12 protein-coding genes and 2 pseudogenes are annotated in these 15,679 nt (G+C 56.2%); 6 read left to right on the plus strand and 8 right to left on the minus strand.

What is annotated here, in order from left to right; all coding sequences use genetic code 11:
• Positions 1-8 precede the first annotated feature (8 nt).
• The 5 genes from ACX3YD_RS30535 to ACX3YD_RS30555 all read left to right on the plus strand — a co-directional run bounded on the left by ACX3YD_RS30535 (position 9) and on the right by ACX3YD_RS30555 (position 7,832).
• Entirely contained in the window at positions 9-908 is a 900-nt protein-coding gene (locus ACX3YD_RS30535; protein ID WP_458961857.1) for a trypsin-like serine peptidase, read from the plus strand.
• A gap of 108 nt (positions 909-1,016) precedes the next feature.
• On the plus strand, positions 1,017-1,202 hold the full coding sequence (locus ACX3YD_RS30540; RefSeq protein ID WP_458961858.1) for a hypothetical protein: 186 nt from the start codon (positions 1,017-1,019) through the stop codon (positions 1,200-1,202).
• Entirely contained in the window at positions 1,199-2,326 is a 1,128-nt protein-coding gene (locus tag ACX3YD_RS30545) for a trypsin-like serine peptidase (protein ID WP_458961859.1), read from the plus strand. The genes ACX3YD_RS30540 and ACX3YD_RS30545 overlap by 4 nt, the downstream gene beginning before the upstream one ends.
• A gap of 80 nt (positions 2,327-2,406) precedes the next feature.
• The gene (locus ACX3YD_RS30550; RefSeq protein WP_458961860.1) at positions 2,407-4,458 is read left to right on the plus strand and encodes a trypsin-like serine peptidase; all 2,052 of its coding nucleotides are present in this window, start codon (positions 2,407-2,409) and stop codon (positions 4,456-4,458) included.
• A complete protein-coding gene (locus ACX3YD_RS30555; protein WP_458961861.1) occupies positions 4,455-7,832 on the plus strand; it encodes a hypothetical protein in 3,378 nt (1,125 codons plus the stop codon). The genes ACX3YD_RS30550 and ACX3YD_RS30555 overlap by 4 nt, the downstream gene beginning before the upstream one ends.
• 215 nt (positions 7,833-8,047) lie before the next feature.
• On the opposite strand, the gene ACX3YD_RS30560 is transcribed toward ACX3YD_RS30555, so the two are convergent.
• The 5 genes and pseudogenes from ACX3YD_RS30560 to ACX3YD_RS30580 form a co-directional block, all read right to left on the minus strand.
• Positions 8,048-8,206 (minus strand): hypothetical protein, encoded by a 159-nt coding sequence (locus tag ACX3YD_RS30560; protein WP_458961862.1) that lies wholly within the window; start codon positions 8,204-8,206, stop codon positions 8,048-8,050.
• Between the two features lie 399 nt (positions 8,207-8,605).
• Positions 8,606-9,619, minus strand: a complete 1,014-nt coding sequence (locus ACX3YD_RS30565; RefSeq protein WP_458960030.1) for an IS110 family RNA-guided transposase — start codon at positions 9,617-9,619, stop codon at positions 8,606-8,608.
• A gap of 157 nt (positions 9,620-9,776) precedes the next feature.
• Entirely contained in the window at positions 9,777-11,024 is a 1,248-nt protein-coding gene (locus ACX3YD_RS30570; protein WP_458961863.1) for a S8 family peptidase, read from the minus strand.
• Positions 11,025-11,110: 86 nt separating this feature from the next.
• Positions 11,111-11,347 (minus strand): hypothetical protein, encoded by a 237-nt coding sequence (locus tag ACX3YD_RS30575; protein ID WP_458961864.1) that lies wholly within the window; start codon positions 11,345-11,347, stop codon positions 11,111-11,113.
• 533 nt (positions 11,348-11,880) lie between these two features.
• A pseudogene (locus ACX3YD_RS30580) lies at positions 11,881-12,385 on the minus strand (GNAT family N-acetyltransferase).
• Positions 12,386-12,552: 167 nt separating this feature from the next.
• Here ACX3YD_RS30580 and ACX3YD_RS30585 point away from each other — a divergent pair.
• On the plus strand, positions 12,553-13,173 hold the full coding sequence (locus tag ACX3YD_RS30585) for a tyrosine-type recombinase/integrase (RefSeq protein ID WP_458961865.1): 621 nt from the start codon (positions 12,553-12,555) through the stop codon (positions 13,171-13,173).
• Between the two features lie 100 nt (positions 13,174-13,273).
• On the opposite strand, the gene ACX3YD_RS30590 is transcribed toward ACX3YD_RS30585, so the two are convergent.
• The 3 genes and pseudogenes from ACX3YD_RS30590 to ACX3YD_RS30600 form a co-directional block, all read right to left on the minus strand.
• On the minus strand, positions 13,274-13,894 hold the full coding sequence (locus ACX3YD_RS30590; protein WP_458961866.1) for a hypothetical protein: 621 nt from the start codon (positions 13,892-13,894) through the stop codon (positions 13,274-13,276).
• A 496-nt stretch (positions 13,895-14,390) separates the two neighbouring features.
• Complete coding sequence (locus tag ACX3YD_RS30595) at positions 14,391-15,203, minus strand: inositol monophosphatase family protein (RefSeq protein WP_458961867.1); 813 nt, start codon at positions 15,201-15,203, stop codon at positions 14,391-14,393.
• A gap of 225 nt (positions 15,204-15,428) precedes the next feature.
• Positions 15,429-15,512, minus strand: a pseudogene (locus ACX3YD_RS30600) (ATP-binding protein); the annotation flags it as partial.
• Positions 15,513-15,679: the final 167 nt, after the last annotated feature.

The following is a 15,679-nucleotide window of genomic DNA, read 5'->3' on the forward strand; positions in this document are numbered from 1 at the left end:
AGCACATCATGACAAAGCCAATTCAGTGGTCTTCCTCTACGCCACCGACAGAAATGACACCTCTGTTCACGGTGACGGAGACAACGGGCAGCAAGGGCAGCGCTTCCAGTGCGGAATCGAGTGCGGCCGACGATCTCATTGTCATTGGCAAGAGCAGCGCACGCATGCTGCTCCCATTAACTCGCATTGGCACCGAGACCGTAATCGGCGTTGACGAACGGGTCCGAATCAGTGATACGGACAAGCAGCCCTGGCGTATGATCGCGGCGCTGAAGCTCAAGCCCAAGCCGCCTTACTCCTCGACCTACATCGGCACCGGATGGTTCATCGGCCCAAGTACGCTGCTAACCGCGGGCCACTGTGTGTTCAGTGAAAGCGATTTCGGAGGCTGGATCGAATCCATCGAGGTGTCCCCTGGCCGCAATGGTGACAAGTTCCCATATGGCACGGTGACAGCCACCCGCTTCTCGGCGACCAAGATCTGGCAGGACGAACTAAATCCTGACTACGACATCGGCTGTATCCACCTCGACCAGCCGCTCGGGGATACGGTGGGGTACTTCAAGATCGCCTCGTTGACCGACCAGGACCTCGAAGGCGCGTTGCTCAACATTTCAGGTTACCCAGCTGATCGCGGCGGCGGTGAGGCGCAGTACTTCCACGCCAATCGCGTGTTGCGCACCACTGCACGGCGTGTTTTCTACGACATCGACACTTATGGCGGACAAAGCGGCTCTCCCGTTTGGCATCAGGCGGCGTTGGGAGCCGATCCTGTCGCGATCGCTATTCACGCGTACGGTACGGGAGGCACGCCTGGCTCGTGGAGGATCATGGCGAACTCGGGACCGCGGCTCATTCCGGAGATGGTGCAGTTGATCAAGGAGTGGCTTGCGGCGGACGGAAGCTGAGGCACGGGCCCTGTCATGGCACGGATTGCGTGCACGCTCGTCGTGAGAAGCTCCAGCGGCGAGCCACTTCCTGGCACACGGTTGGTCGTTGAGCATGCGTCCGAGCCCATGCCGGAGATCGGCTATGTCACCGGACCGGACGGGACTGCGCGCGCGGGACTGCCACCAGGAGAGGTGTCGCTGCGCTTCTTCTTGCCCGATGGAAGTAATCAGGCAGTCATCGTTGCAGTGGGTGACGACGAGGGGGCGGTCTACAAGGTGGTCCTCAACACAAAAGGAGCGCAAGAGCGATGAAGGCCAGATACCCGGAATCTCGCGAAGAGCGCGCCCAACGGGCGGCGGACTTCGCCATGCGTCTGGCACGTGCCAGCGATGCTCAGCTCGAGTCAGCCATGCAGCCGGCACTTCCCCCCGCGGACGAACTCGCGTCGCGCATGGCGGCGCGGATGAGTGCCGCGGCACCGACAATGGGCACCGATGTCGCGGCAGGTGCTGCGGCTGCACTGGCGCAAGCCGGGCATGAAGCGGCGGTCAAGCTCGCGCGCGCAGAGTTGCGCGTTGACGATCTCTCGGACAAAGAAATCTCGGGCCTTGAAGCGGTCATATCCGTCACCGACCGGCCAGCGTGGTTCGTCGCCGACAACCTGCCCGATACGGCCTCATTCGAGGCGAGTGGCTTGTGGATCGGACTGGCTACGGCGGCCGAGACGAAGATGGACGCCATATGCCGCGCGGTCGGCTACATCGTGAAGGAGATCGACGGTAAGCGCCAGCCGATCGGAACCGGATGGCTGATTGGCCCTCGCACGCTAGTTACCAACGCCCACGTCGGAGTGCACCTTGCCCGCCTGAAGCCGGGCGTACCGGCGGATGACGCGCGCAGGGGGTACAGGTTGCGGCCGGACGTCAATGGTTTCGTCAATTTTTCCTTCGAACATGCAGCCAAGCCTCCGAGCGAGGTCGCGATCGAGCAGGTCCTCTACGTTGAGTCTTCGCAGGTGCCGGACATCGCCGTGTTCAGGCTCTCCGATTCGCCCGTGCTCAACGAACGGCGGAAGATCGACCTCGACCTTGTCGAGCGATCCGTCTGGGAGAAAGCCAACGTGTTCACTGTCGGCCACCCTATCGTCGACCTCCAGGACGACCCGAACGTAGCGACGGTGTTCGGCCCGCTGGACGGAACTAAGCGACTGAGCCCTGGCAAGATCAGCCAGATTCTCGGGGGCAATACGCTGGCGCACGACTGCGCGACAACTAACGGCTCATCCGGCAGCCCGGTCATCGACTTCGGCAGCTATCAGGCTGTGGGGCTTCACTACTTCGGAACGCCCGGCGAGCGTAACGAGGCGGTGCTTTTCACGGCGATCAGAGCGCATGCCGTGATCGTCAAAAACCTGGCACAGGAGTGGGGCGTCTAGCCTCGTCGACGATGATTACTGCCACTTCCCCTGACGTGTTTCCGAAGGTGCTTGCCAGATACGCGTCGTGGACCGCGGTGATGAACGCGGCCCAATCGACGCTGCCGTCGGACATGGAGCCCTCGCGTCGCCATAAGTACGTGGAAGAGCTTGCGCCGGACGCCATCAACGATTGGCCGAAGCTGTGTAAGGCGCTGGTTGAGGATCTCGTCACCCGTGATAAGCTCGCCGCGTTTGTCTATGCGCTGTACCAGGACAGCAATGCGAGCTCCGAGCTGGTTCACATCTTGAATGGCACGGTCAACGTGGATGTGGATGGCAAGGTCAACGCCGCCGCGCTGCAATCTATTAACAACAAGGTGAAGCCTTATTTCAACGCCGAGGAGTTCTCGACTTGGCTCAAGGCGATGATGCCATGCGTTTGCGCGATCTGGGTCGACGATGGACTCGATGATCCGGGCATTCGTGGCACGGGCTTTCTTATCGCTCCTGACCTTGTGCTCACCGCCCGACATGTGGTGGTGGGGTTGATCAACGCGATCGCGACCGGTGTCGTGATCAATAATGTCGTCCAGGTGAACGACCAGCAGCAAGTGGGATCCGCGCCCAAGCTTTGCTGCGTCTTCGACTACCGGACGATCGTCAGCAAGTTCGAGCGGGATACACCGCCGCCCGAATGTATTGTCGTCGATGCCGACACGGATTGGCTTGTGTGGTCGAGCCTTACCGACGCAAGGGACGGGTACACGCACAACTTTGCCGGAAACCCCAGCATCGCAACGCGCCTGGACTGCGCCGTCATTCGCCTGGCCACGCCCATCGGTATCAAGGCCGATGCGCGGCGGGGAGGCAAGATGCGCGGCTGGCTGCAGCTCAATGGCTCCGTGCCGGTGCTCAGGACGCAAGAGATCATTACGATACTTCAGCACCCGCAGGGTTTGCCGCAGAACTTCTCGATGAACGAGTTTTGCGCACAGGATCCAACCACCTCGCGCATCTGGTACGACACCAATACCGACCACGGTTCGTCCGGCTCACCCTGCTTCGACCGCAACCTTGATCTGATTGCCTTTCACAACGCGGGCAGACCCAAAAACTTCCAGGGCGCCACCCAGCAGTGCAACCAGGGCGTTCGCATCGATCACGTGATCAGCGCATTGCCTGCCGTCGTGACGAGCGCATCTCGCAACCAGCCGCCCGCGGACATCAAGCTCTGGTCACTGTCGACAAACTTGGCGGCGCCGCGCCCTGTGCTCGGGCGCGAGGACTTCAAGGAAATGGCTCTCAACCTGATGCAGCCAGACGTGGAGCGGCGTTTGATCGTTGTTGACGATGCGGATGACGTCAAGGGTATTGGCAAGTCGGGCAAAAGCTTCTCGGCCGAGTTGTTGAAGGCATTGGCACGAGGGCGCTCAGTTCTCATCGTCGAGTTTGAGGCCAAGGAACTGCGCTCAATGGGGCCCGATGCATTCCTGCGCGAGATCGGGCGGCGTATCGGTATCGACCTGCCCACGCTCGACACGGCTCCCCCCAGGCCCAACGACGAGCGACAGTGGACGCGCTGGTGGGCAAATGACCTGCCGCATTGGTTCGGAGATCTGCTCGAACAGCGGGCCGCTGCCAACGGAACGGCGAACACCGAGACGGCCGGGGAGAACGAGTGGGAGGCCGCGACGGCTACTGGGCAAAAGGTTATGCTGCGCGAGCTACTCTGGATTGTGATCGACAACGTTCATCGGTACCCGCCGGAAGGCGCGATGAAGGAGTTACTTGCCGGCATGATGGCGATCACGGACACCGACCAGGCCCTAGGCGCCGGCCTTCGATCCCTGCGCTGGCTCACCATCGGCCACGTGCCGGATTTCGTGCGCGAGAGATCGATCGAGTACTTGCGCGACACCGTTTCCCAGGATGACATCGACGGCAATGCCTGGATCAAGTGCGTCCAGACTGCCTTCGAAAGCGAGGGCGCAGGCAACAAGTTTGACGAATCCATGGCCAGGAGCCTCTATGAGCTGGTTGAGTTCAAGCAGGCGACGGCCGTCCGGGATCGGGCGACACGCATCCGTGTCCTCGGCGGGGCGATCATCGAAGTCATGAACCAGCTCTTCAAGACAGCAGGCATAGCATGACCACCAAGCATGAGACATCGGAGCAAGAGTTGATCGCCAGGCTACGGAAGGCCGGCTTCGACACCGAGGGCTTCATTAGCGCCATCGATGTGCAGAGCGCCTCCTGGGTGACCGCGCTACCCGACGCGTTGGAAGCTGCCCCGTACGTGACGCCGCTGGCAATGGCCGCGGCGACGCGCGGCTGTTTCCTGCCATCCGACCTGACAACCGACGTCGACGGCAACAAATCGTCGATCGCCGAGATCATTGCGGTTTCCGACGTGATAACCGCCGGAGCGGAGCGGGTTTGGCAACTGCGGCCGCAGGCGCGACGCGAAATCCTCATGCAGGCGCGCAATAGCCACCTGTGGTCCCAACTCAGCGTAGGCGCGCAGGCGCTGAACGCCCACGACCGTGAGGGCCCCCTTCTTCGCCGCGTGCTCGCGGGTGAGCGCCTGGACCTCGAGCTCATGGAACTAGAAGAACTGGAGCAACTCGCTACCATCGCGGAGTGGCTGGAGGGTTCGGACCTTGCGGAGCTGCCGCGCCCGCTCGATTTGCGGCGCCTCATCGCGCGACGGGGAATACTGGATCCTTTCCGCCTTCTCGTTGGCCGCAGTGTCAAGGCCGGTTCGGACGGCAGGGAAGACCGCGTCGTGGGGCGCATCGCGCAAACCGAGCGGCTACGTGCCTACGTCGGGCTACGCGAGCCAGAGGCGCTCAAGCACTATGTGACGCGGGCACTCGATTCGTTATGGGCGACGGCCACGTTCAAGGATGCCAATCAGCCGCTGCTTGTGCGCGGCATCGGAGGCATGGGCAAATCGACACTGATCGGTAAGTTCGTGCTGGACCACGTATTGTTCGCCGGTGTCGATCTACCATTTGCCTACCTCGACTTCGACCGCGCGGCGCTGGCGCCCCGGCAGCCACTGCAGCTGCTGATCGAGATTGCCGTACAACTGGGCTTGTGTCTGCCCCTGGCAGAGCCTGACCTCAGCAGGTACCGGGGTGACCTTCGCCATACCATCGATAACCAAGCCAAGAACTTCACTCGGCGCGAGCGCGAGTACGCTACCGGCTCGGAGCTTTCCAGCTACTGCGAAACCCTGCGATCCATTGTCGAGAAACTCAACGGGGGCCGCGGGCCTGTGCTGATCGTTTTCGATACGTATGAGATCGTCCAGTACGACGAGGAAGCCGTTGCGGGCGTGAACGCGCTGATCAACGCGCTACGCACACCGGTGATGGGCGAGTGGAGCAACCTTCGCCTGGTGGTCGCCGGCCGAGGCGACCTCACGGATATCGAAACGCAACAGAGTCCCGTGGATCTCAGGCAACTGTCGTTGGCCGAAACCAGGGAGCTCTTGCGCCGCCGCAGCAACACCGAAGCGTTGAACCTGACGGAAGCGCACATCGCAGCACTCGCACCCGCGCTACGCAATAGTCCACTGGACGTTATCGTCGTCACAAACTGGTTGAGAGGTCAGGAGCCGGATCAGCGCGCATCTCTGCTCAACAGCCTCATCGAGGGCATTGGCCAAGAGATCGACGCCGCCACTCAAAGCGAAGACCAGTTCGGTGCAGAGCTCGTGGCACTTCGAATCACCGGCATCCTGGCTCGACGCATGATCGAGCATATCAACGACAAAGACGTGCGAAAGCTCGCCGAGCCAGGCCTCGTCGTGCGCACGATCTCACCGGAGATCATCCGTGACGTCATGGCGCCGGCCAGTGGTCTTTGCGATGACAAACATCCGCTGGCCGAGGGCGCCGAGAACGAGCTTTTCCGCCGACTCCAGAACGAACGCTGGCTTGTCACGCGGCAAGGCCCCGTGCTGCGACATCGCCCGGAAGTACGACGTGCGATGCTCGCACTCATGCGAAGCAAGGATAGACAAAAGTTCGAGGCCGCCAACAACCGTGCGCTGGAACGGTTTCGCGAGAGTGCGGAACTGGACGACACCGCACGCTCGGAAACGATCTACCACATGTTGCTTGGTGCACGCGTACCGCTCGAGGAAGTCGATCTGTTATGGACGCCCGCGATGGCGCGGTCGCTGTCCAGTGCCGTTGATGACCTGGCGGAGCCCGCGCAGAGCTACCTCAAGGCGAAGCTCGGCCGTAGCATCCCTGCTACCACGCTCGCTACCTTTTCTCTGCCGATCCTCAATTCGCTGCTGAGGGAGTCGGGCCCGCGCTTGTTGCGGCGTCTCGGCGCTGAAGGGTTCCTCAAACTGCTGGACGCGCAACCAACCCTGGAAAAGTCGTCGGATTCGCACGGGCTTCGTTTGGAGGCGCTCTATCGCACGGGACGGTGGAGCCGCCTGCGCGACGCGGGCTCTGGTCGCATTGCGCGGAACAAGGAAATCAAGGCTGCCATCGAAACGCTGGCGCAAGCCAGGCTCGACGACGTTGCGCGACTGGATCCACCAACGTTACATGCCCTACGCTTCGTATTGCGGTGGGCAACTCGCGACTCGAAGGCCGACAAGATGCTCTTCGAAGTAATCGAGCAATTTACCAGGGCGACCTATTCTCCGGCGGTGGCCATGGATATACCTGAGATTGCCTGGGATTTCGCAACGCTTATGGTGTGTGGTGAACGGCGCAAGTTCGTCGTGGACTTGCAGCCGGTGCTGGACCGCGCGAGCGAATTCGCGCGCAGCACGACGAGGCTGCCCGATGCAGCAGCGGGCAGCGATGCGCTGCGTATCCTCTCGTTCTTCGAGACGGCGCCCGACCGGCCCATACTGAAACGCGTCGACCTCGACAATCACTTCGCCACTATCAGCCGTCGCGAAGTTGACGTTTTCCTCGACGTTTTCATTAATCAATCAGGCAAGCAGATGGCGGACAAGTCCTATTCACAGGCGGTTGACTCCGATGCTTACCTCGACGTACTTGCACGTGGCAACAAGCTGGCGAAGCAACTTCTTCATTTCAAGGGCGACTTCGTCATCGCCGATATCGAAATCACACGCGAGTTTGCTGCGGTCGTTCGCAGTTACATAACCTTTGGCCCTCCTCACTCGGCCGATCAAGTGCTCCGCATGCTGGCCTGCAAGCATCCCGACTGGCTCGAGCCTTTGGGCAATGCTCTCACCCGCGCGTTTGATGGCAATGTCCCCACACGCATCGGCTTGTGGTCAACGATCGACAAGTACGTTGGCAGCGGCGAGCGGGCACGCAAGTTAAAACAGAACGCCGACGGCCGTGCCATCCTGTCGCTGGCAGATGAAGCATCCAGTCTCCAAGGAGCGGTCGAGGCTTACTCAAAACTCTTAGCTAATCGCAAAACTTTGGTGGCCGCCCAAGATTTCATTGCACTTTCGCAAGCGTTCGAGGATTGGGTGATGATGATCAACAGGCAGACTCTGTTGCAACGACGGTGATGATCCACACACAAGAGGTATACGGCATCCACCCTATGCAATCCCACATCTACGACGCTTGCTTATGGCAGAGCCTGTTGAAAAATTGGCCATGGTTTGTTCGACAACAAAAAATGTATTTGAGATCTTTCTTTAGTACGCAAGGGGGATGGCCTAATCCGGAATTATTGCCCAGCGCCCGCCGTCCAATCACCGCTGAACGACAGCGCCTGGAATTATTCCAGGGGAGCGCCAGGCAACTCCAATCCAGTATTAGCCTTGAAGCCGAAGCGGCCGTAGTCGCCAGGATCACGCAGCAACACGCAGCCAACTGCGCCCTTGCCTTGCAACTCAGTCAGTGATGACTTCATCAATGCAAAAAAAGGGACACCCATTAGCCGGTCTCGAGTCAAGGCTAAAAGCCAACTTGCCCTGCAGCTCTTGCTGCGGGGTTTTCTCCTATCACTAAACCCGACTGGTTGAACCCGTCGTATCCGTTTCCTCATCGCTGGCTACGACCGAGTCGTGCCTGACACCCATGTGGATCAAGCGGTAGCGATACACCCAGCACCGCCCTGGCAGTCAACTGCCCCAGAGAAACGTTGGTGCCGCCAAATGTCCAAAAAGATGTCACAGATCTGTGGTTCGTGCAAAAGCACGTCCAGTCTCGACGGGCTCATTTGGCAGACGACCCGGTTACAACACACTCAGGCGGTGACAGCCGGCCGCCACTCAGATTTTATGGCTTACGCCAGTCCCTTTTTGGTTGATCGGCCATCACCTTAACTCGCCCTTCAGGCGAAACAGCGCTTGGCATCAAAAGGCTGTTTCTCCTTCAAAATGTGGTAACTCGCCCGCGCCAGTTTGTGCGCCAGTGCTTTGGTAGCGACCACGGCGTTGGTCTTGGCTTTCTTTTTCTCAAAAAAGCGTTTGGCGTCCGCACTGAAGCGTCGCGCAAAATTGGCCGCTTCGATAAAGGCCCAGATCAAGTAAGCGTTCCCGTTCTTGGTGTTACCTTCGCCCTTTTTCTTGCCGTTGGAGTAATGCGCACTCTTTACGCAGCGGGCATAAGAGGCGAAGTTGCCGACATCGGCAAAGCGCTCGATATCGCCGGTTTCCAACATGATGACCGTGGCCAAGACTTCGCCAACTCCAGGCATTGTTTTCAATAAACAGAACTCGGGGCGCAGGCTGACTTCATGCAGCAATCGCTCCTCGAGAACATCAATTTGAGTCTGTAATGCCTGGACAATGGCGACATTGGCTTTCATCGCCAAAGCCACCTCCGTGGACAGGCCCAGCCTGTCCACGGAGGTGGCTGACAGGCTTTTGACTTCATTACAGGTCAGGCGGTGGCCAGACTGACGCGCCATGATGTTTTCAGCGGCCAGAATGTGCTGTGTCCTGTTGCGTACCAATTGAATCCGTTTACGTGCCAGATCGCGCAGCGCTCGCTCTTGTGGCGGATGGATATAGCCAGTGGGCAATATCCCCAGCCTCAGTAAATGCGCCAGGAACGCTGCATCATCCTTATCGTCGGAATGCTTTAAACCGTTGTAGCGTTGCATCGCCACCGGGTTGGCCAGTTTTACCTCGAAGCCTGCCGCCTTCAGGCCGTCGACCAGCCAATACCAGTTGTACGTAGACTCGACCACGACGCCGAGCAATTCTCTACGATGTGGTTCGAGTAACGGGAGGATTTGCGTCAGCTCATTGGGGCAGCGTCGGCTGATCAAAACTCGGTCCGTTTCGTCGGTAACCACAACAACGCTGTTGTTCGAATGCAGGTCTATGCCACAGAATTTCATCACGGCCTCCTCACAGCAAAAGTCTAAGTTCGCACCTTGAATTTTGCGCCACCTCCGTGAGATGGGGAGGCCGGCCAGATGATTCTCAGACTTATTGTTCTGGACAATAAATCTGTCTCCCTTTGCGTATAATTCGCCGACGTGACGGACGTCTCAATCAAGGAGCTTTGACGAGTCCAGTTCCAACATCGAGCAAGTCAAAACCGGGAACAAAAACGTTAATATCGGCATTGCCAATTAATGTCGCAGCCAAGGCTGAATAGCTGTATCCACCCGTTGTGTTGAGTTTTTCAATCCACAAGGCGGCTACACCAGCAACATGTGGTGCAGCCATGCTGGTGCCACTGAGTTTCTTTACACCTCCACCAGCGCTCGCAGACAGAATGCCTACACCGGGTCCTGCAATGTTGGAACCTACATTTGAAAAGTCAGCAATATCATATATGTGCTCTCCAGGCGTTTGCTTCAGGGCAGCAACAGAAACAATTCCTTCGGCGACAGCTGGGGGGCTCACACCTACTTCATACTCACGGTTCAAGTCTTTTCTACTTTCATTTCCCGCTGCTGCCACGATCAGAACCTTTTTACTCCGCATCAATGCTGCGAGTCGATCGAATAGGATAACGTTAGCGCGATAGCCTTCTAATGTACGAGAAACAGCTAGCTCAGTTGGAAGGTTCCGCTCCAGTTGCTTTACCTTCCCCGGATAGTCAATCCCCAATGACATTGAAATAATATCTGCACCGTGTTCGGCTGCCCATTGGATAGCGTTAACGACCTGCTCGCTATCTCCTCGGTTAGTACCGATAACTTTGGCGACCAATACCTTTTGCACGCCCGGTGCGACACCAATACGGCCATATATTCCATTACGCCCAAATATCGTCCCTGCACAATGTGTACCATGACCGTTGGTGTCCGTTACGTCATCTACACCATTGCCATCACTGGTGAAATTTTTAACCTTATAGTTAATACCTGTAAAAGCAGGGTGAGTGAGGTCGATACCAGTGTCGAGAATTGCGACGGTCACCCCTTTTCCCGTATAGGCTGAAGTTGTCGCACCTACGGCTTCCACTCCCCATGCAATAGAACTAGTGGTTAAAACATCGTCGCTGGTGTGTATCTCAAGGGGAGCTATGAGCTGCATTGGCATTACCGGAGCAATGGCTACCGTATCGGCTTCGGTTTTCTTTTCTTCGACTTCTTGAATACTTAGATCGCGCGCATTAAAAGACCATTCGATTTGTTCTGATATATGATGGTCAAAGGTTTCGGGAATGCCAGCACTAAAAGGTTTGTTAGCGTCTAGTGCAATTTTTTGATTTGGGTCCAGTACATTGTCGAATTTAATAATAACCTGCTTTTCGGAAAAACCAATGCCGTATTGAGAGTTGATGGTCATGGATGGTGGCTCCTGAGCGGTCGTATTGATTTCCAAACGGCCTCCCCACAGAGGAACCAAGGCCGCAACGTGTGCGGCCCTGGTATTCAGCAACCTTTATGGGTAAACCAGGCCTTGGCTGCAACCAATACTCCTTGACCGGCTAGTTTTCCGAGAACACCAGGGATGAGCCCAATTAAAGTCTCCAAAAATCCAAGAATAAGTTCTTTGTTTTGGCAAAGAGATTGAGTGCTAATGCTTTCAGTTGCCATATCTCCTTGAGCGTCGAGGGCTGCCTTAACTTCATTTTCGATCTGCACGACTGCTTCGCTTGTTAAGTTCATTGTTGGCTCCGTTATTATGATTTGTTTTCATGCGTAATTACAAAGTGACTGCAAGTTTCAGTATGGATCCAAGGTTTTTTTTTTGCTTAAGTCGATTTATATTGTTTTGCTATATTCTCTATCGCTCAAAATGCGCCCTGTAGTGGAAATTTGATGAGACAGTTCGGCTAAATTGTGCGAGATAAAGCCTTAACTGTTAATTTTTTCTGTTCCGCCAGTGTTACATTGTACAAATCTAACTTTATGTATAATTAACTAGCGATCCTGCATCCAAGACTAGACACACAAACCTGGCGCCAAAAATCTCTAGGCTGCTCCGGCAAACCTTACTCTCTCATCGTTCATCTCTCTTGCAGCAACCTTTGTTCGCGAATGAGAACGCGATACCACGCAGCAAAAAGCAAAAGGTGGCAGATCTATTTCAGGACTAGACACTAGACAGCAGGAATTGTTGGATGCAGCGGTTTTTTGGGGGCGCTTTGCACTAGCCCAATGAGGCGGTGCGACGATTCTATAGTCAAGCTGCCCGAGTCTCATTCCACTGCATCGAAAGCCTTGTGATATTGCGCAGAGCCCGTCGGAATATCACCGTAGAAAGACAGTGCCTGGAAATATTCCTGGGGAACGCCAGGCAACTCCAATCCCGTGTTGGCCTTGAAACCCAAGCGACTGTAATAGCCAGGGTCGCCCAGCAACACGCAGCCCGCTGCACCCTTGCCTTGCAATTCAGCCAGGGCGGCTTTCATCAAGATTGAGTCGATGCCCTGGCCTTGGCGGTTTGGCGACACGGTATGGGGCTGAGTCCGTACCATCCCGTTACACCGCCATATACGGTGACGGGGGAGATGGCTACGTGTCCGATGATTTCGTCATTTTCCACTGCCATCAGGGAGACGGTCAGTTGCCCGGCGCGGCGCAGGGCGTCAACGATGAAGTGTTCGGTGTGGCTAGAGGTTCTGTCTGTTTAAACGCTGTGGCAGTCAGTGTGGCGATGCGTTGGAAGTCTCCAGCGCGCTCGTTGCGAATGGTCAAATTCATGGGGAGTTATTTCTCTGGTGTCCTGCTCGTTGCCTGATTAACAGAGGCGGGTCAGTCCCGTTTAACCCGAAAAGCAGACCTTGATGAACGTTCGCTTTGGGTCGATTAGCGACCATTTCGCATTGCGACTGATCCACCCTTGTCCTCCCTCACCTGAAGGACAAGCCATGAACACTATCGGTTTACATCGCCATCAGCCTTGGAACAAGGGAAAACTTGTAGGGCAGAAAGCTCCGCTCCGAGTCAGAGATATCTGGGCCATTCGGGTCAGACTTCAGCTCGCGGAGAAGACACGGGATCTGGCTCTCTTCAACTTGGCCATCGATAGCAAACTGCGTGCCTGTGACTTAACCAAGCTGCGAGTACGTGACATTGCGCATGGGGAGCATGTTTCGTCACGGGCCATCGTGATGCAGCAGAAAACTCAACATCCAGTGCAGTTTGAAATTACTGAGCAAACACGAATAGTTCTGGAGGCTTGGATGCGTCAGGCGCATCTTCGCAGTGAGGACTTTCTGTTCCCGACGCGATTGCATGACTCAGATCATCTCTCCACCAGGCAATACGCTCGAATAGTCAAAGCATGGGTAACAGCCATTGGACTTGACCCGACGATGTACGGTACCCACACGCTACGGCGAACCAAGGCTTCGTTGATCTATCGCAGGACCAAGAACTTGAGGGCAGTTCAACTCTTGCTAGGTCATACGAAACTCGAAAGCACTGCCAGGTATTTGGGCATCGAGGTCGACGATGCTCTAGAAATGGCAGAGCAGACAGAAGTCTAATCTTCCACTGCGACGATCTGGGCCAGACCGTCGCTTTCCGACCCGATGTGGACGCACAGTCCCAACTCACAAGACACGTGGTCAGTGAGTTGACCGCTTGTTAATCCTTGGCCAACCGGGCGATAAGCCCATGCGCCTTGGCGTAACCGTACTCGAACAGGAATGGGTCGAAGGTTTGCGGATATTTAAAAATTTTCACCGCGTAATATTGGACAGGCACCTTGATGTCATTGTAGTGAATGTTCTCTATCGCTATCAGGTGTTCGATCATCAACAAGTGATCGAACAGGTTCTCGAAGCAATCGCGAATGTATTGTTGCTGGAGATTGAATATCGTCGAACTGGAGTGAACCACCAAGGCTGGCTTAAGATCGCTCCATTGGACGGTCACATGTTGCGAGCCCGTCTGGAAGGTGCGGCCATCCCAATCCAGCATCTGCATCGCGGAGCGCCCGAGTGGGTCGGTAAACAGGTCCTTGAGTACTTCCTTTGCCACGGCTGCTTGCCTCAAACGGTTCGATTTGCGTGCTTCTGCCAAACCGCGGATCACACCAAACAGTGTTATCAATACGCCGAGTACTGCGGCACACGACATTATCTGGTCGTTCAGGTCAAGGTCCCGAAAGTTTCGTATGGGTGTCTGATCGTCTGCCAGAACGCATTCTGTTACCACCATCAGCTGCAAAGTCGCCCAAGCTGATTTAGTTTGTATTTTTACCATGGGTTCACTCACCGAGCAGAATATCCAATGCCATTCAACTTGCTGGGGCCGGTATGCCCGCTATCGGGCTAGGCAGCGCGACATCGCTGATGTAGATAGGGCATCACTTGAGTTATAGCGGAATAGTCAGCGTTCAGCCGATCGAGCAGCGTCTTCGCGTTTTGGCCGCAGCAATTGAGGGCGGGGGGACGTTGTGCGTCCACTGGCGACTTCTGCCCGAATACAAGCCCTGGCGTCTGTCTGTTATAGGTCGTTTTTTGTCTTTTCTGAAGGGCCGAAATTGGCCGTTCTCTACCGTTCATGGTTGGAAAGCGTGTTGGTCAAATCCGATGCAATCGATGGCCCGAACGAATGCAAATGACTGGTCAGGTCGAATGCAAACGGGTGATCAAGTGGAGTGCAATTTCGCATACAATGGAACGTCGAAGCGTTGATGACACTACACGGGGTATGCAGGTTGTACTCGGAACACGCCGCTGCGCTTTCGTATGGAATGTTATCGAAGCACTCGTTCCCATTCACGAGTTGCTAATTTGTGACACGCTGAAGGTGATCCGCCGAAGCATCGTTTCGATACATTCGCCATTTCGGCCTCTGTCGTGTAACGGATACAGACTCCGTTTTCGTCCAGCAACACCCCTCCTGCACCTCTCAATAGCGCATGCCCAGCTACGACGTCATGAGCTGAGACAGGATAGAGCGAGACACCACATACAGCATCGCCGATGGCGACTCTTGCTAGTCTGTATGCAATTGACGGCATTGCATGAAAACACGCCGGTGCGCACAGCTCACGATTGAGCTCCGGTTTATTCACCGCCGCGGCGCTGACCATTACTGTGCTGCCTTTCGAGAGCTTTTTATCAGCAAGACGTACGCTTACTGGTTTGCCGTTGCGAATCAAGTGTGGAACACCTTCTGCCCAACCGATGCAATCAGGAAGCCCCTCAGGAGTGACAGGGGCATACACAACCCCGAGCACTGGGATAGTCTCATGCAGCAGACCCACCGACAGAGCAGACCCCTTTAGCCCCTTCAAGAAATCACTTGTGCCGTCGTTTGGGTCTACAACCCAACACCAGGCATGCCCCGTGAGCAAGTGCCCCGTCTCTTCACCCCAAAAATCGCACCCAAGTAGGTTGAGAAGTTCAGGCCTCAAAATATCTTCGATTTCTACGTCAACTAAGGCCTTGTCGCCCTGGCCGCGGGGTCCATCCGCACGATTCCACTCCTTCGAGAGCAAAACGCCTGTGCGTTCAACGATCTGGGTGACTTGAGCGAGGAGATTTGAAAGATTTTGACTGGCCATAACGCTCCAAAAAAATGACGGCCGCCAGTGAATTCCTCAAACGCAGCCGAAACATTATAGGTCGTGGGCACACGGGCTTCATCCATGAAACATCCTATAAAACAGTTAGTTGCATACCATTTGACCAGGCATTTGCATTCGATCTGACCAGTGCATTGAACATCACCGGTCGGAGGGCTTTTGACGCTTCCACTACCAGCCCCAACCTCCCGCCTGGCGAAAGGCTTAGCGCTTGCGGCTTTTGATCTTGCGCATAGACTCACCCTTGAGCTGAAGAACATGAGATTTGTGCACGATTCGGTCAAGGATATCTGACTCAGATCATGAGCACGTATGAAGTCACCCGTGCAAGGACTGGGTTCGATGTGTTCCTTGGAGATACCAGGTAGGAGAGTTGGGGCAGAAGCAGTCCTTGAACTGATAGGTCGACTGAGTGGCTGCCGCCGCCATTCGGTCGCCAGTAAATCGGTGAGCTC

The organism is Pseudomonas fluorescens group sp. PF-1 (genome assembly GCF_054481335.1).

Excerpts from the sequence above, each read along its gene's own strand:
- ACX3YD_RS30540 (WP_458961858.1), top strand. The coding sequence starts at position 1,017 with ATGCCGGAGATCGGCTATGTCACCGGACCGGACGGGACTGCGCGCGCG.
- ACX3YD_RS30560 (WP_458961862.1), bottom strand. The coding sequence starts at position 8,206 with ATGGGTGTCCCTTTTTTTGCATTGATGAAGTCATCACTGACTGAGTTG.
- ACX3YD_RS30570 (WP_458961863.1), bottom strand. The coding sequence starts at position 11,024 with ATGACCATCAACTCTCAATACGGCATTGGTTTTTCCGAAAAGCAGGTT.
- ACX3YD_RS30595 (WP_458961867.1), bottom strand. The coding sequence starts at position 15,203 with ATGGCCAGTCAAAATCTTTCAAATCTCCTCGCTCAAGTCACCCAGATC.
- ACX3YD_RS30550 (WP_458961860.1), top strand. The coding sequence starts at position 2,407 with ATGAACGCGGCCCAATCGACGCTGCCGTCGGACATGGAGCCCTCGCGT.
- ACX3YD_RS30565 (WP_458960030.1), bottom strand. The coding sequence starts at position 9,619 with ATGAAATTCTGTGGCATAGACCTGCATTCGAACAACAGCGTTGTTGTG.
- ACX3YD_RS30590 (WP_458961866.1), bottom strand. The coding sequence starts at position 13,894 with ATGGTAAAAATACAAACTAAATCAGCTTGGGCGACTTTGCAGCTGATG.
- ACX3YD_RS30535 (WP_458961857.1), top strand. The coding sequence starts at position 9 with ATGACAAAGCCAATTCAGTGGTCTTCCTCTACGCCACCGACAGAAATG.
- ACX3YD_RS30545 (WP_458961859.1), top strand. The coding sequence starts at position 1,199 with ATGAAGGCCAGATACCCGGAATCTCGCGAAGAGCGCGCCCAACGGGCG.
- ACX3YD_RS30575 (WP_458961864.1), bottom strand. The coding sequence starts at position 11,347 with ATGAACTTAACAAGCGAAGCAGTCGTGCAGATCGAAAATGAAGTTAAG.
- ACX3YD_RS30585 (WP_458961865.1), top strand. The coding sequence starts at position 12,553 with ATGAACACTATCGGTTTACATCGCCATCAGCCTTGGAACAAGGGAAAA.
- ACX3YD_RS30555 (WP_458961861.1), top strand. The coding sequence starts at position 4,455 with ATGACCACCAAGCATGAGACATCGGAGCAAGAGTTGATCGCCAGGCTA.